We start from the raw sequence: 21,019 nt of genomic DNA on the forward strand, positions 1-21,019 counted from the left end.
TTAATCTTCTTTTACTTCTTCTCCTTCTAATACATACTTTTTGAATTGATCTCCACGATCTTCGTAGCTTTTGAATAAATCGAAGCTTGAACAACATGGTGCCAGTAATACAGTATCGCCCGGTTCAGCAATGCTTTTACAAAGCTTTACACATTCTTCCATGCTAGAGGTTTCAAAAATCAAATCTTTTTTATTTCTGAAGAACTGAATGATCTTTTCATTATCCAGTCCCAGACATACGATGGCACGAACTTTCTTCTTTACCAGATCTTCAATTTCTGTATAATCATTTCCTTTATCTATTCCGCCAACAATCCATATTGCAGGATATTTCACACTTTCCAGTGCATAATATGCAGCATTTACATTGGTTGCCTTACTGTCATTGATGTATTTCACATCATTAATAACAGCAACCTGCTCCAATCTGTGTGGAACAGCCTGAAATGTCATCAGACTATTGCGGATACTTTCATTACTAATATTTAACAGTTTACCTGCTATACTTGCCGCTAAACTATTGGCAACATTATGATTTCCTACAAGTGAAAGATCAGAAATTTTCATTCTGAAGTCGTCCTGAAGTTTAATGACTAATTCATTATCAACTGAATAACCACCTTCACTTAGCTTCTCTTTCATAGAGAAGGGAATCATTGTCGCATTAATCTCCAGAGACTGCAGAATTTTCTGGCTCATTTCATCATCTTTATTATAGATGAAATAATTATCATTTTCCTGATTTTCTGCAATTCTGAATTTTGCTAAAGCGTATTCTTCATAATTGTAGTTGTATTGGTCTAAATGATCCTGAGACAGATTCAGAAGCAAACTAATATATGGCCTGAAATTCTGAATATCATCTAGCTGGAAGCTACTTACTTCAAGTACATAATAGTCAAAATCCTCAGTTGCTACCTGATAAGCAAAGCTTTTTCCAATATTTCCACCTAATCCTACATTATATCCGTCGTTTTTCAGGATATGATAGATTAGTGACGTAGTAGTAGTTTTACCATTACTTCCGGTAACTGCAATTATTTTAGCATCGGTAAAGTGATAAGCAAACTCCAACTCTGAGGAAAGCCTAATACCTTTCTGATGAATTTTACCTACGATTTCGGCTTTCTTCGGTATTCCCGGACTTTTAATAATCCAGTCTGCCTGTAATATCCGATCTTCATCATGGCTTCCTTCCTCGAAATCTATTGCATTATCGAGAAGTATTTTCTTATAATTATCTCTTATAGATCCTTGATCTGATAAAAAAACATCCAGACCCTTTTTCTTAGCCAGAAAGGCAGCACCAACGCCGCTTTCACCGCCACCCAGGATAACAATTTTCATCCTTCCGCTCTGGATCTCTGCATGCTTTTCCATTTTATCTTACTTTTAGTGTAATTAGACAAATAACCGCCAGCATAATTCCTATAATCATAAATCTGTTCACGATTTTAGATTCGTGATAAGATTTTTTCTGATAATGGTGATGTAATGGAGACATCAGAAAAATTCTTTTTCCTTCTCCAAATTTCTTCTTCGTATATTTAAAATAAGCCACCTGAAGCATTACAGATACAAGTTCTATTAAGAACACTCCGCAAAGCACAGGGATTAATAATTCTTTTCTAAGGATAATAGCCAGTACCGCGATTACACCACCTAACATAAGGCTTCCCGTGTCACCCATAAAAACCTGAGCCGGATATGTATTATACCAGTAGAAACCAATAACAGCTCCTACCATTGCAATCGCAAATATGGTTGTTTCACCCATATTTGGAAGGAACATAATATTGAGATAATCCGCGAAAACAATATTCCCCGACAAATAGGCAAAGAATGCCAGTGTAGACAATATTATAGCACTGGTACCTGCTGCAAGCCCGTCTATACCATCAGTAATATTGGCTCCGTTAGATACAGCTGTTACAATAAAGATAACCACCGGAATGAAAATAACCCATGCCCATTCCTGTGCCTGAGCATCGTCCATCCAGAATAAAATTTTGCTGTAATCAAACTCATTGTTTTTCGCAAATGGCACTGTAGATACAACTGCCTTTTCTGGCGGTGCAAAGTTTTTTTCAATATTTTGTCTAGTCTCCGGTGTTGCATTGGCGTATTTACGCTGAACAGTAATATCTGAGTGGAAATACATGGTAACACCTACAATAAGGCCAAGTCCTACCTGTCCGATTACTTTGAAAATACCTCGAAGTCCATCTTTATTTTTCTTTACTTTTTTCAAATAGTCATCCAGGAAACCAATTGCTCCCATCCAAACCATAGAAACAATAAGCAAAACGATGTACACATTCCATACACGTGTAAATAATAATACAGGAACAATGGTGGCCAGAATTATAATGAGCCCCCCCATTGTAGGAGTCCCTTCTTTTTGCTTCTGTCCCTCCAGACCTAAATCCCTTACCAATTCCCCCATTTGCTTTCTGCGTAAAAAGTTGATGATTCTTTTTCCGTAGATCATAGCTATCGCCAGGGACATTAAAATAGACAACCCTGCTCTGAAGGAAATATACTTCAGCAAATTCATACCTGGAATGTGGATTCCGTGTGCGGTTAAGTATTCGTATAGATAGTATAACATTCTTTCTTATTATTGATAATTGGTTATTGATAATTGATCAACTACCTAAATTAAGTTTCTTTTTATAACTTGATGTTGCTTTCAAAACTTCTAAACATCTACCCATTAGATCCGTTAATATTTCTTTAGGCAACATCTTGATTTCTTCTATTATTTCCAACCAAAATAATGTTTCATCTGCTTCCTCTACAACAATACATATTTTAGCATATCTTTCTTTTTTTGATCTTGCTCTGCACATTGCTCTATAATTTGATGCGACAGATGTTGATGATCTAAATATCTGTTTTCGTATAACTGAGACTTTATCTGAATATGGTATTTCTGACAACTCATTGATTAATCTGACCGCTAAAGCTTTAGTCTTTTGAACAAAAATCTGATTGTAATTTTCTTCCATTGCTCTATATTTTATCAGTTATTATTAATCAATGATCTCTTATAATTTATTTTCCCATTATGGTTAGTAATTCCTGTATCGTCTCTTTATCGTCAAAATGATGTTTTACACCATTAATCTCCTGATAATCTTCATGTCCTTTTCCTGCTACCAGCACAATATCTCCGCCTTCAGCAAATTTTATAGACATTTTAATCGCTTCTTTTCTGTCCGGAACCGAAAGATATTTGCTGTAGTTCTGTGGCTGAACTCCGGCTTCTATTTCTTTGATAATAGCTAACGGATCTTCTGTTCTCGGATTATCTGATGTGATAATAGCCAGTGTTGCATTTTTCGATGCTATATCACCCATTTCGGGTCTTTTGGAATGGTCTCTGTCTCCACCGCAACCAAAAACACAAATCAGTCTTTCATTTTTGGTTCTGATATCATTGATGGTATTCAAAACATTTTCAAGCGCATCCGGAGTATGTGCATAATCTACAACAAAGAAGATTCCTGTTCTGGATTTCAGGGTTTCAAAGCGCCCTTTTACTCTTTTCAGCAGACTTACAGCTCTTAGTATTTCTCCCTCTTCAATACCCAATTCAACAGCAATTCCGAATACCAATAAAAGGTTATATACATTAAACCTTCCTGTAAGGCTTGTCCAGAATTCTTTACCATTGAAGTTTAGCAGCATACCGTTAAAGTCGGATTCAAGAATTTTACCGTGGTAATCTGCAAGCGTTTTCAAAGCATAAGTTTTCTTCTTTGCTTTGGTATTCTGCAGCATTACCATTCCGTTCTTATCGTCTATGTTGGTAATAGCAATCGCAGTATCCGGAAGGTTATCGAAATATGATTTCTTAACATTCAGATACTCCAGAAAAGTCTTATGGTAGTCTAAATGATCATGACTAATATTAGTAAATCCTGCAATTTTAAAATGCAGTCCTTCTGTTCTGTGCTGGTGAATACCATGTGAACTTACTTCCATAAAAGCATATTCACAATCTTCATATACAGCTTCTGATAGAAGTTCGTTCAGCGTTATCACGTCTGGTGTTGTATGAGTCGACGGGATAATTTTTTCTCCAATACGGTTCTCAACAGTAGATATCAGCGCACATTTATGCCCTAACTGAGTAAACACATCGAATAATAATGTTGTTACAGAAGTTTTTCCATTGGTTCCGGTAACCCCAATAAGGTTTAATTTCTCCGATGGATTACCATAAAAATTGCTTGCCAGATGACCTAAAGCAACAGCTGTATCTTTAACCTGAATATAGGTTACATTTTCTTTCTTATCAGAAGGAATTTCTTCACAAACAATAACGTTAGCTCCTTTCTCTATTGCAGCGTTTATAAACTGATGTCCATCTGCTACTACCCCCTTCATTGCTACATACATAGCACTATCTATTGTTTTTCTTGAGTCGAAAACAATCTTTGAAACCTCACGGGAAAGTTCTCCCTGAGAATTTAAAACGGATATTCTATGTAATACTTTTTCTAATAACATTAATTCTGAAGACTTAAATAAATTTTCTGATTCCCGTTAATCTTTGTTCCTTCTGCCGGAAATTGTTCTAATACTTTCCCTGCACCTTTATACTCAACACGATAACCTAAATTTTCCAACTGCGGGATTACATTCCGTCCCATCAACCCTACTAAATTTGGCATCTTGTTACTATCTACACTTACTTTCCGTGTTGGTTCAATCATTCTGCTCATGTCCACTTTCTTGTTCACCAACATTTCCTTGTTCACATTTAGTGGTGTTTTAAGGAATATTTTTCCTGCGATCTCTTTAAAAGCAGGGGCTGCCACTCTGGCCCCATAAAAGCCCTTTGAGTTGTCCGGCTGATTAACCACCACAATACATGTATATTTAGGATTATCCGCAGGGAAATATCCGGCAAATGATGCTATATACTTCATTGGTCCCGGCTTCCAGTATTCAAAACGAGCGGTTCCTGTTTTTCCGGCAATCTTTAGGTTCGGTGTATAGATACTTTTTGCAGTACCTTTTTCCACAGCCTTTGTCAAAGAATGTGTCATCATTTCTATCGCCTTATCAGAAGCCATTTTCTGAACCATTACTTCTGGTTTAGCCTCATAAACAACTTTCCCTTCTTTCATGATCTTATCGATGAATAAAGGCTTTACCATCTTTCCTTTATTGGCAACACCATTATAGAAAGTTGTAAGTTGTAACTGGTTTACATTAACACCATATCCGAAGGCAATAGAAGCCAAAGCTCCTTTTGACCATCTTTTATTAGCAGGTGTAAGAACACGAGGTCTTGTCACACCAGGAAGCTCGATATTCATTTTTTCATACAGCTTCCATTTTTTAAGGTGATCAAATAAAATCTGAGGATTATCTGCATAATGAGAGGTGATCACTTTTGCCGCTCCGATATTACTAGACTGCGCCATAATATCACTGATGTCATAAACACCACCGGAATGGCTATCTGTAATCCTTTGCCCGGCATAAGTCCACTCTATACCTCCGATATTTATTTTTGTATTCTCATCTACAAATCCATCATCCATTGCAGCCAGCAATGTTACCGTTTTCCAAATAGATCCCGGCTCTGTAGCATCTTTTATTGCATAGTTATAGGCGTCTACATATATACCAGGTTCCGTTCTGCGAAGGTTTACCATAGCTCTCACCTTACCTGTTTCGGTCTCCATTACAATAACGCTGCCATGATCCGCATCAAATTCTACCAATTGTTTTTCCAATGCCGAGTGCGCAATATCCTGTACACGAAGATCTAATGTTGTATAAACATCCATTCCGTTTACAGGTTCTTTTACCTTCCAGAAGTCAATTGGCTTCCATTGGGTGGAATTAATTCTTTGTTCTAAACGGGTTCCGTCTGTACCAGTAAGGAATTTACTAAAAGCACCTTCAAATCCTGATTTTGCTCCGTCGCGATCCATTCCTATAGTCCCGGATCCAATCTGAGCTGTAGCAATCTCTCTACGGTATTCGCGATCTACAATAAATCCACCTTTGTTTTTTCCTCTGTTAAAGATCGGAAACTTGCGAATTCTGTCATACTGATCGAAATCAAGTCCCTTTACCAAAGGATAATACTGATTTTCGGATTTTTTCTGTTGATCCAGTCTTTGCCTAAAATAAGAAGCGGGCTTACCAAACATGGCGCCCAAAGAATCCGACAATTTACCTGCGTTATTTTTATAAATGGTATCCCGCATAGTTTTGAAGTCAAGATAAATATCATAGCGCATTACTGTTGTCGCCAGAATAGAACCATCCGAGGCAAAAAGATTTCCCCGGGCCGCCTTTAATGTTGCTTCCCGGTAATTCTTATTAATAATGTTGTCTTTATACTCTTCAACATTTGTATTCTGAAGAATGATAATCCGGGCAACAAATACAACAAAAGTCAATAGGGCTACACCAACAAAGGCATATCCCCAAAAAAGCATCTTGCTTCTTTTTTCATTGTATTCACTTCCTTTTCTTACCATCAATTGAATCCATTTTTATTAAAAGTTTAGTCGGATGACTCTCCAACGTCATTAATGAATCCTTTCCCATTTCTTTGCTAAGCTCTGATTCCATTTTGATATGGATCAGTCTGCTCTGCGCATAAGCATTTCTGGATTTGTATTCTTCACTTTGTTCTTTAAGCCCGTTAACAATTTCTATTTTTTGGTTTACCAAGTGGTTAGAATAAATCATTACCATCATCAGTATAAAAATCAGTGTAAAATATTTATAATGTTCTTTTACTTCATCCCTATTAAGGAAATTCCCCTTCACAACATCTATGAAGGTTAATCGTTTCCTTTGCTTAGGCGTTGAAGCTTTTTTAGCCATTAATATTGTGTTTTTTACCTTAAACCTTAGCTCCTATTCTCAGTTTTGCGCTTCTCGCACGAGAGTTTTCTTCAATCTCCTCTTCTGTCGGAACAATTGCTTTATTCTTCAGTAGTTCGAAAGATTTTTTATAATTCCCGTAAATATCTCTTTCAGGCTCCCCTTCAAACATTCCGTTTTTCAGAAAACGTTTTACAAGTCTGTCTTCCAGTGAATGATAAGATATTACCGAAAGCCTGCCTTCAGGCTTTAAAACTCTGTAAGATTGCTCCAACATTTCTTTCAGCACCTCTAGTTCCTGATTCACCTCTATTCTTATAGCCTGAAAAATCTGAGCAAAAAATTTATTGCTCTTGTGTGTCGGGATATAAAAGAAGACTTTCTTCAGATCTTCTGTTGTTTTAATCTCTCCTTTTTTACGAGCCGCTACCAGTTCTCTTGCAAGCTTTCTGGCATCACGTAATTCTCCGTAGAGGTAAAAAATATCTGCCAACTGTTCCTCTTCATATTCGTTCACCACTTTCTTGGCGTCCAGTCCCTGCATGGTATTCATTCTCATGTCCAAAGGCCCGTCTGTTCTTATAGAGAATCCTCTATCTGCCTCATCGAACTGATGAGAAGAAACACCAAGATCCGCCAAAACACCGTCAACCTGGCTTACACCATACATTAACAAACTATTTTCGAGGAAACGAAAATTTTGATTTACCAGCGTAAATCTTTCATCATTTATTTTATTCTCAAGAGCATCCAGATCCTGATCAAAGGAAAACAAACGTCCTTTGTCGGAGAGTCTGGAAAGAATCTCCCGTGAATGACCTCCTCCTCCAAAAGTGCAATCTACATAGATTCCGTCCGGATTAGTAATAAGGCCACTGACACTTTCATCTAATAATACTGGGTTATGATACATCTTCTGGATTTATTGATCCCATTACTTCTTCCGCTAATGCAGCAAAATCAACATCATTTGTTGAAATTACCTGCTCATACGTCTCTTTGTCCCAAATCTCGAAAAGCTCTCCGGCACTCGTAACCACAACATCTTTCTTCAGACCTGAGTATTGTACCAAGTCTTTAGAAATCTGCAATCTGCCTGCATTATCCACCTCCACTGTTTTTACACCAGCCGTAAACATTCTGATAAAATCTGCGTTTTTCTTTACAAATCGGTTAAGGCTATTAATTTTGACCATTAATTTTTCCCAACCACTCATCGGATACACTTCAAGACATGACTGAAAAACAGATCGCTTAACAACAAACGGCTGGTCAGCAAAATTCTCCATTTGCTTCACCAGCGACGCAGGTACTTTCAAGCGGCCTTTATCGTCAATTTTACACTCATATGTCCCGATGAAATTATTCATTTGGGACAAATTTATACAAATATTTCCACTTTTTACCACTTCATACCACTATTTTGTTTAATGTGGATAACTTTTGATTTTCAAAATTTTAACGAATCTCCTGTGTTTTCTAATATTTTGGTTTATAACAGTTTATCATATATTTTTATTTTTTTTCATAAAAAGAGATCTGATTGATATTAAAATTTTGTAATTTCTGACATATTAATCAACTTTACCTCTAATCAAGACTTGATTTTTTCGTATTTTTGCAGGGTTTAGGCAACATATAATTATGATTTTTAAAACAAAAAAAGAGAAGAAATTCACCTATATGGAAGCAGGAGAAGGACATCCTATGGTGCTATTGCACGGATTAATGGGTGGTTTGAGCAATTTCGATGAAATGTCAGCATACTTCTCGGAAAAAGGATTTAAAGTATTCGTACCACAACTTCCTATTTATGATTTGCCTGTTTTAAATACTAATCTTACAAGTATATCTAAATATGTAATCCGTTTTATAGAAGAACATATTAAAGCCCCGGTAACTCTTGTGGGGAATTCTATGGGCGGACATGTAGGACTTATAACAGCACTAGCGAGACCAGATCTTGTTAAACACCTTGTTCTTACTGGGAGTTCAGGATTATATGAGCGTACTTTCGGTGATTCTTTTCCAAGAAAAAGCGATAAAACTTATATCAAAAGAAAAACAGAAGAAGTTTTCTTCAACCCTGAAGTGGCAACAGATGAACTTGTGGACGAAGTTTTTGCAGTGGTGAATGACAGAATGAAAGGTATAAAAACAGTTATGCTTGCCAGAAGTGCCATCAAACACAATATGCAGAATGACCTTCCGGATATTAAATGTCCAACATGTATTATCTGGGGCAAGCAGGACAATGTTACTCCACCTGAGGTAGCAGAAGAAATGCATAAAGAAATACCAAACTCTGATCTTTTCTGGATCGATGAATGCGGCCACGCTGCCATGATGGAAAAGCCAAAAGAGTTTAGTGATATATTGTATAACTGGTTAAAAGACAAAATATAAATGCTGATAAAATCAGTTGACTTTGTAAAAAGTAGCAGCAAATGGCAGGAGTGCCCTGAAGCTAATCTTCCGGAATACGCATTTATCGGAAGATCCAATGTGGGAAAATCTTCTCTCATCAATGCGATGATGGACAGAAAGGACCTTGCAAAAACCTCACAGACTCCCGGAAAAACACAGCTTATTAATCATTTTCTTGTAAATGAGACCTGGTATCTTACCGATTTACCGGGTTATGGATATGCAAAAGTATCGAAGACTCTTCGTAAAAGTTTTGAAAAACTAATCACCAATTATATCCTAAACCGTAATAATCTGGTGAATCTATTTGTATTGGTAGACATTCGTCATGCTCCTCAGAAAATTGATATCGAATTTATGCAGTGGTGTGGTGAATCCGGAATTCCGTTTTCTATCATATTTACTAAGGCGGACAAGCTAAAGCCCAAAGCTATTGAAAACCATGTAAAAGCATATCACGATGAGCTTTTACAATTCTGGGAAGAGCTGCCACAATCTTATATCACTTCTGCTGAGAAAAAAGAAGGTGGAGATGCTATTCTTGATTTCATTGGGGAAACTAATATTATTTTAGAAAAAAATAAGGTAAAGTTTTAATGGAAACTCCTGTCTGGAAAGTAAAGGCTTTTGAAGAGCTTACAACAACCGAACTATATCAAATCCTTCTGCTGAGAGCAGAAGTTTTTGTTGTAGAGCAAAATTGCCCGTATCAGGATGTAGATAACGCAGATCAGAAGGCATTGCATTTGTGGGCAGAAATGGGTGGTAAAGTTGTTGCTTATTGCAGAATGTTTGATCAGGGAATAAAGTATCCTGAAAGCAGTATCGGCAGAGTTGTTACTCATCCGGAATATCGTAATCACAAGCTAGGGAGACCGTTGCTAAACCTGACTCTGGAAACTATTAAAAACAGATATGCCAATCCTGATATCAGAATCAGTGCACAAAATTATCTATTAAAATTCTATGGAAGCCTTGGCTTCGAACCTGTGGGAGAAAGCTATCTTGAAGATAACATTCCTCATACTGAAATGCTAAGAAAGCATTCTTTATAGTTTTACATCTAAAAAAGGGAAGATTTTAATCTCTCAATAGACATAAAAAACAGTAAGAAGCATTTTGCTTCTTACTGTTTTTATGATTAATAAATACTTAGTTTTCTTCGGATTTCAACCAACCCTTTTCTCCAAAGTATTTTTTGAACTTCTGAATTTTAGGACCTACAACAGCGCTACAGTAAGGCTGATTTGGGTTCTCTTTGTAATATCCCTGATGGTATGCTTCTGCCGGCCAGAATTTTTCAAACGTAACAACCTGTGTCACATATTTACCACTCCATTGTTGTTTAGCCTCAGATTCTTTTAAAGCCTCTTCTGCTTCTTTTTTCTGCTCTTCACTGTTATAGAATACAACAGATCTGTACTGTGTCCCTATATCATTCCCTTGTCTGTTTAGCTGTGTAGGATCATGAAGAAATAAGAATACTTCCATCAGTTGCTTGTAACTGATTACCGCAGGATCATAGGCTATCTGTACAACCTCAGCATGACCTGTATCTCCGGTACAAACTTCTTCATAGGTAGGATTCGCTTTATGCCCGCCGGAATAACCTGAAATAACAGAGTCTACCCCTTTTAACATATTAAAGCATGATTCAACACACCAAAAACAACCACCTCCAATGGTTGCATACGCTAATTTATTTTCCATTTTATTTTGCTTAACCGTGCTCTTCCTCTTCTCCTGCCCCTGACAGGAAACTAATAGTAAACTAAGAATAAGGAAAAATACTTTTTTCATAATCTTATACGAAGTTAGTTATTTCTCAGATTATTATCTATTAGTTTTTATCAATTGCTTTATCAAAAAAAGCCAACCGGAATCCGGCTGGCCAAAAGTAAAGTAAAAAAACAAACTATTTAATTTATGGTGTATTTATTATTTGCTGAAAGTTTTGCTTCCGTCAGTTTGCAAGGCAAATTTAAAGTTGTAATACCCAGAATCATTTAAGGCAGCTTGATCTGAAATTGTAGCCGGAGCTCCTTTATAATAATTTGTTATCTGAATTTTGGCATACTTACCATCTCCTGTTTTAATAACAATAATGTTCCCTGCGATTGGGGTAATAAGATGTTTTATAGGATCATAAGAATACCATCCTTTCCCTGTTCCGGTTGTAATTGCCAAGTCATCTCCGCTATTTCCACTGTCTGTTTTAAAGGCAGCATCTTCCGGTGCTGTTTTTATAGCATCAAAAGAAGTTCCTTTTACAATCGTAGCAGCACCCTTTCCTTTTCTTGCAGTTCCGCCGTTAATAATAATTTTTGTTTTATTAAAACCTATATCCCACTTATCTGTGTCTTGTTCTGTAGAAGCAATAACTTTATTTTCACGAAGGCTGTATAATGTAAATTTATCTGTTGCAACTGTAGCACCATCAACGTCTTTCACATCTTGTGTCTTAACAGTTGCTGATGGGTTTACTGGTGCTGGTTCAGAGCCTCTGTCATTACTGGAACATGATGCCAGTGATAGTAATCCGATTGCTGTAGTAAAAAGTAATTTTTTCATATATAATATATTAATAAGTTATTTTAAAGCTCACCCATAGTAATCTTCCGGCAAACTCTGGGTTAAATTGTATATTTTTGAAATTCGTGATATTATCAGAACCTATGCTGATATGATAGTTTTTGAAAATCTTCTTTCCTAGCGAAGCGTTGAGTAAGAAATAACCCGGTGCCATTTCGGATTTATTATTGATAATTCCGTTGCCGTCTGTGTCTGCAAAGCCATATTCGCCTCTATATATTCCTCTTACATTGAAGAACCAGCCATTTTTGTCCTCATAAAATAGCTTAGCATTAAAAGTATGTTTACTTCTTCCCGGAATTCCATAGTAATCTCCGGGGCCTAATATGATATAGTTTCCTCTGTCATTATTCCCACCTAATTGTCCGGCTTTTATACGGTCTAATACATCTTTATCTTTTGCCTCAAGGTATTGATAGCCTCCTGCAAACGTAAAATTGTTCAGGAAACTTACAGACAACTCTGTTTCTATTCCCTGAGTAAAGACTTTGTTAAAGTTCTGATAAGAGAAAACACTCTGCCCGTTTTCTTTTCTGGCAATAGGGACCGTCTGAATAAGATTGTCAATATCATTACGGAATATATTCACTTTGACAACTACTCCTTTAGCTGGTTTTAATGTTGCTCCTAAATTATAGGCCCATGAACTTTCAGGTTTTAGCTCACTAATTTTTGAAGGATCTATAAGTACATTTTCTTGCTTTACAATTCCCTGCGCTATCATTTTGGCCAGTTCTACACCGACTTCCTGTGTTCCTAATACAGAATAACCTACTAAATTATTGGTGAAGTTAAGATAGAGCTGTCTGAAGTCCGGAGCCTTAAATCCACGTCCTGCGGAAGCCTGAATACTTAGAAACTTAAAGACCTGTATATCTGTTGCCAACTTTGGACTAAACTGAGATCCGAATACACTGTTGTTATCATAACGGAATCCGGCCTGGATATTCCAACCCTGCATAGGCGTATAAGCAATCTGCCCTAGACCATAAAACTGATTCGAAGATTTCCTCTCATTATATCTATTGGCTTCAATATCCTGATAAATAATACCTGCACCTAAAGTTGTCTGCCATTTTTTGCTCCACTTGATATCTGTAAAGTTTTCAGCTTTAGCATAGCGTTCTCTAAAGTAGGTTTCATCCATCACCTGCCCTCCATCTACAAACTTATACTGAGAGTCGTTGTTCGATGCAGACATATAAAGCCTTAATCTGGAAGTCACTTTATCATTTGGTGTCCAGGTAGCCTGTGGGGCAATGTTGTAGTCTTTGTTTTTAGAGTAACCATCAACTTTTTGCCCCTGGCTAAGCATTTTCCCATCCTGATCGTCATAATAATATCTGGCATACAACCCAAACTTCCATTTACTATTAGGTGTAAAATTGATATTGGTGGAATAAGTGAAGTTTTCAAATGGATTCACTGTTTGCCCATAGCTGTCTGCTCCGGAGTTAAGGCTGTAGCCTTCGGAACTATAACGATTAGCAGATAGGTTTACTGAAAATTTATCTCTTCGGATGTTGATGTCTCCACCAAAATCTATGTTGGTATTGGTCCCGTAGCGCAAGCTTAAACTTCCTGAATCTTTGGTTGCTGTTTCGGTGATGATATTAACCACTCCGGCTAAAGCATCTGATCCGTATAGTGAGGAACTGGGTCCCTTTATAATCTCTATTCTCTTAATATTATTTACGGTAATTCTGGAAAGATCCAGTGTTCCCGCAGTCCTTCCGACCAAAGGTTCTCCATTTATAAGTATTAGTGTATATTCACCGGTCATCCCCTGCATTTGCAGGCTTGTACCATGGTTTGGGGTAATAATAAGACCCGTTTGCTCTGCAAGAATATCACTTAATCGTACACTTCCTGACTGCTGAATCTGTTTTTTATCTATAACCTTTATAGGAATAGGAACTTCCTTTACCTTCTGCTCGAAAGTATTTCCGGATACCACAACTTCTTCAATCTCTTTTTCTTTCTCAGATTGTTGTTGAGCACCCACAGCCATAGAAGCTGAAAGACAGAAAAACAAGACAGCTTTTTTCATAATCTTCTTTTGTGCAAAATTATATTTATTTATTCTAAATTAAGACATGAAATTAATCATATTTTATTTAGACTAAATTTAAATAACTTTGATGTATCAAATTCTTAAGAAGACAAATAGTTTATATTCAGACTGCATAGCCGAGTAGAAAACTGATTTAAAAAAGACATATACATTCAGTAAACAATGATCCTATACTGAAATACAGAAGCCGGAACTTAGGTTCCGGCTTCGTCAATTATTATAATCTTTAAAAAAATTTAAGCTTTCTTTTTCTTCCTTCTGCCCCACCAGATCATAAATCCGGTTACAGGTAATGATGCACAGATCAGACTCACAATAAAGGCGATAATCTTAGTCGGCAGTCCCAGTATAGCTCCTACGTGGATATCATAATTAGCTCCTACAACCTTCTCTCCAAAGTTTTTGTCTTTAGGGTCATGTGTATGAAGCAACTCACCAGAGTTTTCATCAAAAATAAGGCTGCTGTTTTTATGATAAGAATAGGATAAATGCTTTACATAAACTTCAAAGTTGGCATGCTCATGATCATCCATATGCTCATGTCCAAGGTCTAATGCAAAACCATAAGACTCAGGGTACTTTTCCTTAACAGTATTAATAATCTTATCCAGTGTTCTGTCTGTTCTCATTTCTACAGGTGCCTTGGTCTTAATATGTGTAAAATCCGGATATTTTGTATTCCCTCCGGAGAAAACGACATAGATCATTGCCTGAACAACGAAAAATGCATAAAACAAACCTGTAATGGAAAAGATCAAAGCAAATATAGAGGCATAGAAGCCCAGAACATTATGAAGGTCATAGTTCTTCCTTTTCCAGCTTTTAATGTTTTTCCATTTAAAAGAAAATCGTTGTTTTCTCGCCGCTTTATTTTTAGGCCACCAAAGAACAATTCCTGTAATTAACATAAGCATAAAAATAATCACCGGAATACCTACCACATAGGAACCCCATTCTTGTTTTAGCAGGAAGCTCCAGTGGATCATCTTTACAATATTGAAAAACCCGTTTTTCTCATCATATACTCTTAGAACTTTTCCTGTATAGGGATTTACATAGGCTTGCTTGTAAACCGGAAATTCATCAAAATAGTTCCAGGCTTTCGGATTATGCTCATACCAGAAGAACATGTAAGACTGTTTCTTATCTATCGGGATATTTACCCAGTGAACGGGATATTTTTCTTTCACCTGCTCTACCACCAGCTTTTCCATAACCTTTATCGGAAGGATCTGCTTGTTTTCAATATTCTGTTCGTTATGGTAGATTACATCTTTTCGGGTATAGTTTTCAACCTCATCTTTGAAAACATACAAAGCTCCGGTTATAGAAATAATAAATATGAGAAAGCCAATAGAAAGGCCAAACCAAAGGTGCAGCTTTCCAGACCATTTTTTGAAGAATCCCGGCTTCTTTTTATGATGATGTTTTTTCATATCCTGTCAGTGAAAATAAATTCGCCCAAAGATAAGCTTCTTTTTTTTATTTAGATTAATTAAAATTTATATTCAATCATAAAAGTTCCTCTCATCCCCATAGAATTGACAAATTCATTGTCCCGTGCATTCCACCATGCAACGGCTGGCTGGTAAAGTTTGTCAAAAAGGTTCTCAATGCCTAATGACAGTTTCCAGTTCTTATTTACCTCATAGCTGGATTTCAAGTTAAAAATGGTGTATTCCGGAACAAAACCTTCGCCGTATGTAAATTGGCCCGTTTTAGGGTTTGGCTGGAAACGATCCTGCTTGAAGGAATGCATCATATCTAATCCTACAGAAAGTGCCTGAATTGGTCTAACCTGTACATAGGCTAAAACTTTGGGTGCGGAGATCCTACTATTATTAATCTTTGCAGAATAATCACCATCGTTATTCAGCGATGTAACACCTTCCATCCAGCTGTAGCTGGTTCCGAAGTTGATCCATCGGGCTGGTGTAAAGTGCAGAAATCCTTCTACCCCATACACAACTTCCGGTGCTCTGAGTATAGTAAGAGACCTGTCTGGACTTTGCACAAATGTTGCCCCTAGTTTGGAAGTACTTACATAAGACGTAATCTCATAGTTAATCCACTTAGCAAGTTGTCCGGTTGCTCCAAATTCATAATTGTTTACAATAATCGGCTTGGTTTCCAGGCTGGCGATTGTACTGGCTGTAGACGTTCTTAATATCCTTCCCAACTCATTAATGGAATATGCCTGTGAAAAGCTACCAAATAAGTTGATGTAGGGCTGAACATTATAACGTACACCTATATTTCCAACAAGGGCATTATATTCCAAATTTCCACCTTTTACAAATATGCTCTTGGTAAAAGTTCCGTCACTTTTAAGTGTAGACAGGGTGTTAAAATCCCCAACTTTTACTTTCATATTTTCATAGCGCAGCCCTCCTTTTATCGTTAGCTTTTTTAATAAATCAATTTTTATTAATGCAAAGGGCGCTATGTTTGTCATATCCATATCCGGAGTCCAATAGCGTCCGTCTTCCAGCTTCTGAACAGTCTGATCATTTAGAATATCTACTCCATAGATAACTTCAGCCTGAGAATTTGTTGTATTCCATAACTGTGTATCCAGGTTTATTCTCGCTCCTTTCTTCTTTGAGATTACGTTGGATTGTCCTCCATTCAGGAAAGTATCACTATACCCATAAACAGTTCTGAAGTCCTGATAATAAAGATTTACATTCAGAGAAGTACCATTGAAGAGATTTCTGTTATCGTAACTCAATTTATAATTATGATTTCTGGGTGTTCCTTGTGGCGTAGTTTCCAATCCAAGACCTTTTCCTTCTCCAATGGTTGGAGTAATACCATATTTACCGGTTTTTAATCCTAAATTCAAATCGGATTTTGAGGCATAACCAATATAAGAGGCTTCTATTCGCTGATTTTCGTTGATGTTATAACCCAGCTTCAGCATCCCATTATAGTTATCCATCTTTGCTGTGCTGTAAGAAGGGCTAAGATTTACACCATTGGCATCTTTCATATATCCCGTTCTTTCATAGGCTAATGAGGCAACATAATCGAATTTATCCGAAAGTTTACCCGAAAGAAGCTGGCTCGCTCTTACTCCAAGCGTCCCGCCATAAGGTTGTCCTGTAAAACCAACCTGAGAAATTCCGGATATCTTCTTGTCAGATTTGCCTCTTCTCGTGATGTAATTAATGATACCTCCATCGGCTCCGTTTCCGTAGATGGAAGACGCTCCTTTAATAACTTCTATACGTTCTATTGAAGAGGGATCTATTACCCTGATATCTCTTCCTCCGTTTCTCAAAGGCGTCGATTGTGGCACACCATCTATCAGTACCAGCACCTGTCTGCCTCTAAGGGTTTGCCCTGTATTGGAAGTCTGTCCGGCACTAGGCCCTAAACTGGGAACTGTATATTGTAAAATACTTGTAATATCAGAGTTTACAGTTAACTGGGATTGTACCTGTTTTTCTCCTACAATAGTAACAGAACTTGGTACTTCTTTTATATTCTCTTTTTTTCTTGAAGCAGTAAGTATAACCTCGTCTACACTTTTGGTGCTCAGGCTGTCATTTTTTTGCCCAAATATATTGATTGCAGCCAGACAAGCTGCAGTTAGTATTGCCTTATTCATTTTTAAAGTGTGCTTATATTTTCTTTTTCTTCTGTTTTCCCCACCATACTAAAAATCCTGTTACAGGTAAAGATGTACATATAAGCCCTGTAATAAACCAGATTATTTTTCCAAACAGGCCAAAATAGGACCCGGTATGAATGTCATAGTTGGCGTTAGAATATTTCTCTGCAGCATTTAGGCTTTCATGAGATCTATTCAGAAGGATTTTCCCTGAATATTTATCAAAAATGATCTGATGTCTTTCGCTGTATCTGCCCTCTTTCTGATAGACCGTTACGGGGATATTTTTCAGTTCCTTTCCTTTCTTATTCTTTCCGCTTAGGGGAATTCTAAAACTTGATGATCCGGGATAATGTAATCTTGTCTGCTGTGCGGTAAGATCATACACAGAACTGTTCTTTATTGTAAGTGAATCCGGTGATTTAATATCTTTCTCTTTTTTGAGCTCTATGGATCCGGACAGCGTATAATCGAATACATTCTTCACATACGGATAGGTAAAATAGATTCCGGTGACAGCCATTATTAGCCCAATAAATGAAGCATAGAAACCTAAAATATTATGAAGATCATAGTTTTTACGCTTCCATGTTTTCACATTCTTCCAGTCGAAACTAAATCGTCCTTTTCTTGCTTTTTTATTTTTCGGCCACCATAATACAATTCCGGTAATCAACATAAAAATAAAGAGTACAACAGGAATTCCGATAACATATGCTCCCCATTCAGAATTCAGTAAAAGACTCCAGTGAAGATATTTCATAAGCATGAAAAAATCGTACTTCTCATTATATACTGCTTGTATATCACCTGTATACTGATTCACATAAATAAGTTTATTGATCTTTACCTGACCGAAGTAATTCCATCCTTTCTTGCTCTTCTCATAGTAAGAGAACATATAGGACTTATTTTTGTCTAAAGGGATTTCTACAGCGCTCACAGGATATTTCTCAGGAACATTAGTCATCACCTTTTTACGGAGTATTTCTATGGGCAGAGCCTGCTCCTTTACTGTCTGTGGTTTTACATAAATAGCCTCTTTTCGGAGTACGTTCTGTACTTCATCCTTAAAAACAAATAAAGTCCCTGATAAGGACACTATGAAAACAATAAACCCGACGGATAGCCCTAGCCAAAGATGTAATTTGGCAGACCATATTTTAAAAAATCCAGGTTTCTTTTTATGATGATGTTTCTTCTTCATTCTAAAAAAAGTTAACCGGCGGGAGCCCACCGGTTTAGCTCTTCATTATTTAAAATTTATATCCTATTGATAATCTAAAGTTTCTTGGAGCATTATAGATCCATGCATATTCTCCTGCCCCACCTCTGTATCCGCTATAGAGCTTTCTGTTAAGTGTATTGTTCAACAACAAATTAACATCGAATTTTTTAGCCACATAGGAGATTCCGAAGTTGGTATCAAAATAGTCTGGTAATCTTTGATCATATTGTGTATTAGATCCAAACCAGGATTGTCTTCCACCTTGATACTGATAACCTGCAGAAAGGCCAAATCCTTTCAAAAATCCATCTCCAAATCTATAACTCAGCCAGGTATTCTGAACATTCTTAGCATTCCCCGGAGACTGAACCCCTATCCTTGTTGGATCATTATCTTTAATAGTTTTTGCATCGGTGTAAGCATAGTTAATTACAACATTCAGCCCTTTAAATATTTCACCTTTGATATCTGCCTCAAAACCTCTGGCTCTTTGTTCACCTGTTGCAATCACAAAAGGCTTCCCACCATTTTGTTTGTCATCACCATTTGTTAGGATATTCTTTCTTCTAATCTCATATACTGCAAATGTTGAGTTCCATTTTCCTCCAAACCAGTCTTTTTTCAATCCAACTTCAAGGTTTTGACCTCTAAGTGGATCCGTAATTGTGGTATCATTCATACCAGTTCCTGACTGTGGTATAAAAGTCTTATCATAGACCCCATATACAGAGAAGTCTTTCATTATAGAATAGCTAACTCCCACTCTTGGTGTAAACTCTCCGGCTTTATCTTTTTTAATTGGTGCTAAATTTGGATAAGCTGCATAGGTTGTACCGCTTGTATATCTTCCGGCCAGAGTAATACGAAGTTTGTTATTAAATAACTCTATCTGATCCTGAGCATAATATGAAGTATATTTTACGCCCTGATCGTTATAAAATGGAGCTTTTGTATTTAGTGTATAAAAGTCGGATGATGGTAATTTTGATGGATCTACACCATATTGAACATTATAGATATCGATTGGGAACGTTAGGGTTTCTTGATCATTCACAAGTTTTGAATAAGAAGAAAAATCAGCATTGTATTTTCTGTCTCCAAAATCAAATCCCGCAATAATCTTGTGAACAGCATTTCCGGTTTTTAAACTACCTCTAACATAGGTTTGGAAAATATGATTTTTTCCGACAGCCTGCCAGTTGCTCAAAGTCCTGTTCAGGATATTCTTATTGTTCTTATCAAATGTTCCCCACCATGAACCACCATCATAATTCAAGTCCATATAAGCATACTGAGTACTCCAAACCCAATCGTTGAATAACCTCTGATCTAAGCTTAAAAATAAACTCTGATCTTTTACCTCAGTCTTTTTAAAGTTAGGATCATTAAAGTTGGTATGTACATTCAGTGATGCATATCCGTCATTAGACATCAGATAAGCCCCGGGCTGTGCAAACTTAAGGTACTGATAGTTATACTGAGCTGTAAAAGTTGTTGTTTTTGTAGGTCTGAATGTAATGGAAGGTGCTACAATTATCTTGTTGGTCTTATCGTTCTCTACCCAGCTTTTATTGGTACTTCCCATAAGGTTTAAACGATAGTCCAGTACGCCGCCTTTCACCAATACGCCATCTAAATCTGCTTCTCCTCTGAAAAGATTATAACTGCCTGTTGTAAATCTTACACTATTATTAAACCTACCTGTTGGCTTCTTGGTTACGATATTATAAAATCCGGCAGGATCTCCCATAGATCCCATAAAACCAGCAGGACCTTTTACAAATTCTATTCTGTCAATAATAGCTGCATCCGGATTAATTGGCCCCCATGTAGACGAAACATTCATTCCGTTCATAAAAGTTGCAATACTAGCCCCTCTCATAAATACATTAGAATAAACATTATCCCAATGCTCTACTTTTCTGGCACCACTTACATTTCTGACGATGCCTTCTGACATATTTAAGGTAATCTGATCAGCCAGAATCTGAGAACTTATGGACTGAACATTCTGAGGGAGTTCTATAATTGGGGTCTGTAATCTTAGTGATCCCGAAACTTCATTTAGCTTATATTTTTGGTAATATTTCCCGCTAATGACTACTTCATCTATATTTTTTGACTTAAGAGAGTCTTTTTCCTGCGCAAAAAACAATACAGAACCTAGTAAAGAGGCACATATTAGTGCTTTATTCATGTGTGTAATTTTTTTGCAAAT

At 36.8% G+C, this 21,019-nt stretch carries 18 protein-coding genes; 3 read left to right on the forward strand and 15 right to left on the reverse strand.

The features are described from left to right. Genes murD through mraZ form a run of 8 tightly spaced genes read right to left on the reverse strand, consistent with a single transcriptional unit; the run spans window position 1 to window position 8,234 of the window. Window positions 1-1,347: a UDP-N-acetylmuramoyl-L-alanine--D-glutamate ligase gene (gene murD, locus AYC65_RS17070; RefSeq protein ID WP_165689187.1), complete on the reverse strand. Its 1,347-nt coding sequence runs from the start codon at window positions 1,345-1,347 to the stop codon at window positions 1-3. Window positions 1,348-1,381: 34 nt separating this feature from the next. After that, window positions 1,382-2,611, reverse strand: coding sequence for a phospho-N-acetylmuramoyl-pentapeptide-transferase (mraY, locus tag AYC65_RS17075; protein ID WP_034870859.1), 1,230 nt, complete (start codon window positions 2,609-2,611; stop codon window positions 1,382-1,384). A 37-nt stretch (window positions 2,612-2,648) separates the two neighbouring features. Next, the gene (locus tag AYC65_RS17080; protein WP_034870858.1) at window positions 2,649-3,011 is read right to left on the reverse strand and encodes a four helix bundle protein; all 363 of its coding nucleotides are present in this window, start codon (window positions 3,009-3,011) and stop codon (window positions 2,649-2,651) included. A gap of 46 nt (window positions 3,012-3,057) precedes the next feature. Further along, entirely contained in the window at window positions 3,058-4,518 is a 1,461-nt protein-coding gene (locus tag AYC65_RS17085; protein WP_034870857.1) for a UDP-N-acetylmuramoyl-L-alanyl-D-glutamate--2,6-diaminopimelate ligase, read from the reverse strand. Further along, window positions 4,518-6,512 carry a penicillin-binding protein gene (locus tag AYC65_RS17090; protein WP_034870856.1) on the reverse strand — a complete coding sequence of 665 codons (1,995 nt, stop codon included), beginning with the start codon at window positions 6,510-6,512 and terminating at the stop codon, window positions 4,518-4,520. The genes AYC65_RS17085 and AYC65_RS17090 overlap by 1 nt, the downstream gene beginning before the upstream one ends. Further along, window positions 6,493-6,864: an FtsL-like putative cell division protein gene (locus tag AYC65_RS17095; protein ID WP_034870855.1), complete on the reverse strand. Its 372-nt coding sequence runs from the start codon at window positions 6,862-6,864 to the stop codon at window positions 6,493-6,495. The genes AYC65_RS17090 and AYC65_RS17095 overlap by 20 nt, the downstream gene beginning before the upstream one ends. A gap of 19 nt (window positions 6,865-6,883) precedes the next feature. Beyond that, the gene (gene rsmH, locus AYC65_RS17100; protein ID WP_009090268.1) at window positions 6,884-7,777 is read right to left on the reverse strand and encodes a 16S rRNA (cytosine(1402)-N(4))-methyltransferase RsmH; all 894 of its coding nucleotides are present in this window, start codon (window positions 7,775-7,777) and stop codon (window positions 6,884-6,886) included. Next, window positions 7,767-8,234 carry a division/cell wall cluster transcriptional repressor MraZ gene (gene mraZ, locus AYC65_RS17105; protein WP_034870854.1) on the reverse strand — a complete coding sequence of 156 codons (468 nt, stop codon included), beginning with the start codon at window positions 8,232-8,234 and terminating at the stop codon, window positions 7,767-7,769. The genes rsmH and mraZ overlap by 11 nt, the downstream gene beginning before the upstream one ends. 274 nt (window positions 8,235-8,508) lie before the next feature. Here mraZ and AYC65_RS17110 point away from each other — a divergent pair, with 274 nt between their 5' ends. The 3 genes from AYC65_RS17110 to AYC65_RS17120 are packed head-to-tail and all read left to right on the forward strand — an operon-like array spanning window position 8,509 to window position 10,346. Beyond that, window positions 8,509-9,270 carry an alpha/beta fold hydrolase gene (locus AYC65_RS17110; RefSeq protein WP_034870853.1) on the forward strand — a complete coding sequence of 254 codons (762 nt, stop codon included), beginning with the start codon at window positions 8,509-8,511 and terminating at the stop codon, window positions 9,268-9,270. Then, window positions 9,271-9,888 carry a ribosome biogenesis GTP-binding protein YihA/YsxC gene (yihA, locus tag AYC65_RS17115; protein WP_034870852.1) on the forward strand — a complete coding sequence of 206 codons (618 nt, stop codon included), beginning with the start codon at window positions 9,271-9,273 and terminating at the stop codon, window positions 9,886-9,888. Beyond that, entirely contained in the window at window positions 9,888-10,346 is a 459-nt protein-coding gene (locus tag AYC65_RS17120) for a GNAT family N-acetyltransferase (protein ID WP_034870851.1), read from the forward strand. The genes yihA and AYC65_RS17120 overlap by 1 nt, the downstream gene beginning before the upstream one ends. Window positions 10,347-10,443: 97 nt before the next feature. Here AYC65_RS17120 and msrA read toward each other — a convergent pair whose 3' ends face one another. The 7 genes from msrA to AYC65_RS17155 form a co-directional block, all read right to left on the reverse strand. Beyond that, window positions 10,444-11,091 (reverse strand): peptide-methionine (S)-S-oxide reductase MsrA, encoded by a 648-nt coding sequence (gene msrA / locus AYC65_RS17125; RefSeq protein ID WP_034870850.1) that lies wholly within the window; start codon window positions 11,089-11,091, stop codon window positions 10,444-10,446. Window positions 11,092-11,229: 138 nt separating this feature from the next. Then, window positions 11,230-11,862 (reverse strand): HmuY family protein, encoded by a 633-nt coding sequence (locus AYC65_RS17130; protein WP_034870849.1) that lies wholly within the window; start codon window positions 11,860-11,862, stop codon window positions 11,230-11,232. 10 nt (window positions 11,863-11,872) lie between these two features. Continuing rightward, a complete protein-coding gene (locus AYC65_RS17135; RefSeq protein WP_034870848.1) occupies window positions 11,873-13,933 on the reverse strand; it encodes a TonB-dependent receptor plug domain-containing protein in 2,061 nt (686 codons plus the stop codon). A 260-nt stretch (window positions 13,934-14,193) separates the two neighbouring features. After that, window positions 14,194-15,393 (reverse strand): PepSY-associated TM helix domain-containing protein, encoded by a 1,200-nt coding sequence (locus AYC65_RS17140; protein WP_034870847.1) that lies wholly within the window; start codon window positions 15,391-15,393, stop codon window positions 14,194-14,196. Between the two features lie 59 nt (window positions 15,394-15,452). Then, window positions 15,453-17,570: a TonB-dependent receptor gene (locus AYC65_RS17145; RefSeq protein WP_034870846.1), complete on the reverse strand. Its 2,118-nt coding sequence runs from the start codon at window positions 17,568-17,570 to the stop codon at window positions 15,453-15,455. Window positions 17,571-17,583: 13 nt separating this feature from the next. After that, window positions 17,584-18,780, reverse strand: coding sequence for a PepSY-associated TM helix domain-containing protein (locus AYC65_RS17150; protein ID WP_034870845.1), 1,197 nt, complete (start codon window positions 18,778-18,780; stop codon window positions 17,584-17,586). A 49-nt stretch (window positions 18,781-18,829) separates the two neighbouring features. Then, window positions 18,830-20,998 carry a TonB-dependent siderophore receptor gene (locus AYC65_RS17155; RefSeq protein WP_034870844.1) on the reverse strand — a complete coding sequence of 723 codons (2,169 nt, stop codon included), beginning with the start codon at window positions 20,996-20,998 and terminating at the stop codon, window positions 18,830-18,832. Between the last annotated feature and the right edge of the window lie 21 nt (window positions 20,999-21,019).

Origin of the sequence: Elizabethkingia bruuniana (assembly GCF_002024805.1) — a bacterium.
Classification (GTDB): Bacteria; Bacteroidota; Bacteroidia; order Flavobacteriales; family Weeksellaceae; genus Elizabethkingia; species Elizabethkingia bruuniana.

Bases quoted from the DNA above. Each gene is read 5' to 3' on its own strand.
- AYC65_RS17140 (WP_034870847.1), bottom strand. From the start codon at position 15,393: ATGAAAAAACATCATCATAAAAAGAAGCCGGGATTCTTCAAAAAATGG.
- AYC65_RS17150 (WP_034870845.1), bottom strand. From the start codon at position 18,780: ATGAAGAAGAAACATCATCATAAAAAGAAACCTGGATTTTTTAAAATA.
- msrA (WP_034870850.1), bottom strand. From the start codon at position 11,091: ATGAAAAAAGTATTTTTCCTTATTCTTAGTTTACTATTAGTTTCCTGT.
- rsmH (WP_009090268.1), bottom strand. From the start codon at position 7,777: ATGTATCATAACCCAGTATTATTAGATGAAAGTGTCAGTGGCCTTATT.
- mraY (WP_034870859.1), bottom strand. From the start codon at position 2,611: ATGTTATACTATCTATACGAATACTTAACCGCACACGGAATCCACATT.
- AYC65_RS17095 (WP_034870855.1), bottom strand. From the start codon at position 6,864: ATGGCTAAAAAAGCTTCAACGCCTAAGCAAAGGAAACGATTAACCTTC.
- murD (WP_165689187.1), bottom strand. From the start codon at position 1,347: ATGAAAATTGTTATCCTGGGTGGCGGTGAAAGCGGCGTTGGTGCTGCC.
- AYC65_RS17080 (WP_034870858.1), bottom strand. From the start codon at position 3,011: ATGGAAGAAAATTACAATCAGATTTTTGTTCAAAAGACTAAAGCTTTA.
- yihA (WP_034870852.1), top strand. From the start codon at position 9,271: ATGCTGATAAAATCAGTTGACTTTGTAAAAAGTAGCAGCAAATGGCAG.
- AYC65_RS17145 (WP_034870846.1), bottom strand. From the start codon at position 17,570: ATGAATAAGGCAATACTAACTGCAGCTTGTCTGGCTGCAATCAATATA.
- mraZ (WP_034870854.1), bottom strand. From the start codon at position 8,234: ATGAATAATTTCATCGGGACATATGAGTGTAAAATTGACGATAAAGGC.
- AYC65_RS17110 (WP_034870853.1), top strand. From the start codon at position 8,509: ATGATTTTTAAAACAAAAAAAGAGAAGAAATTCACCTATATGGAAGCA.
- AYC65_RS17120 (WP_034870851.1), top strand. From the start codon at position 9,888: ATGGAAACTCCTGTCTGGAAAGTAAAGGCTTTTGAAGAGCTTACAACA.
- AYC65_RS17085 (WP_034870857.1), bottom strand. From the start codon at position 4,518: ATGTTATTAGAAAAAGTATTACATAGAATATCCGTTTTAAATTCTCAG.
- AYC65_RS17090 (WP_034870856.1), bottom strand. From the start codon at position 6,512: ATGGTAAGAAAAGGAAGTGAATACAATGAAAAAAGAAGCAAGATGCTT.
- AYC65_RS17130 (WP_034870849.1), bottom strand. From the start codon at position 11,862: ATGAAAAAATTACTTTTTACTACAGCAATCGGATTACTATCACTGGCA.
- AYC65_RS17135 (WP_034870848.1), bottom strand. From the start codon at position 13,933: ATGAAAAAAGCTGTCTTGTTTTTCTGTCTTTCAGCTTCTATGGCTGTG.
- AYC65_RS17155 (WP_034870844.1), bottom strand. From the start codon at position 20,998: ATGAATAAAGCACTAATATGTGCCTCTTTACTAGGTTCTGTATTGTTT.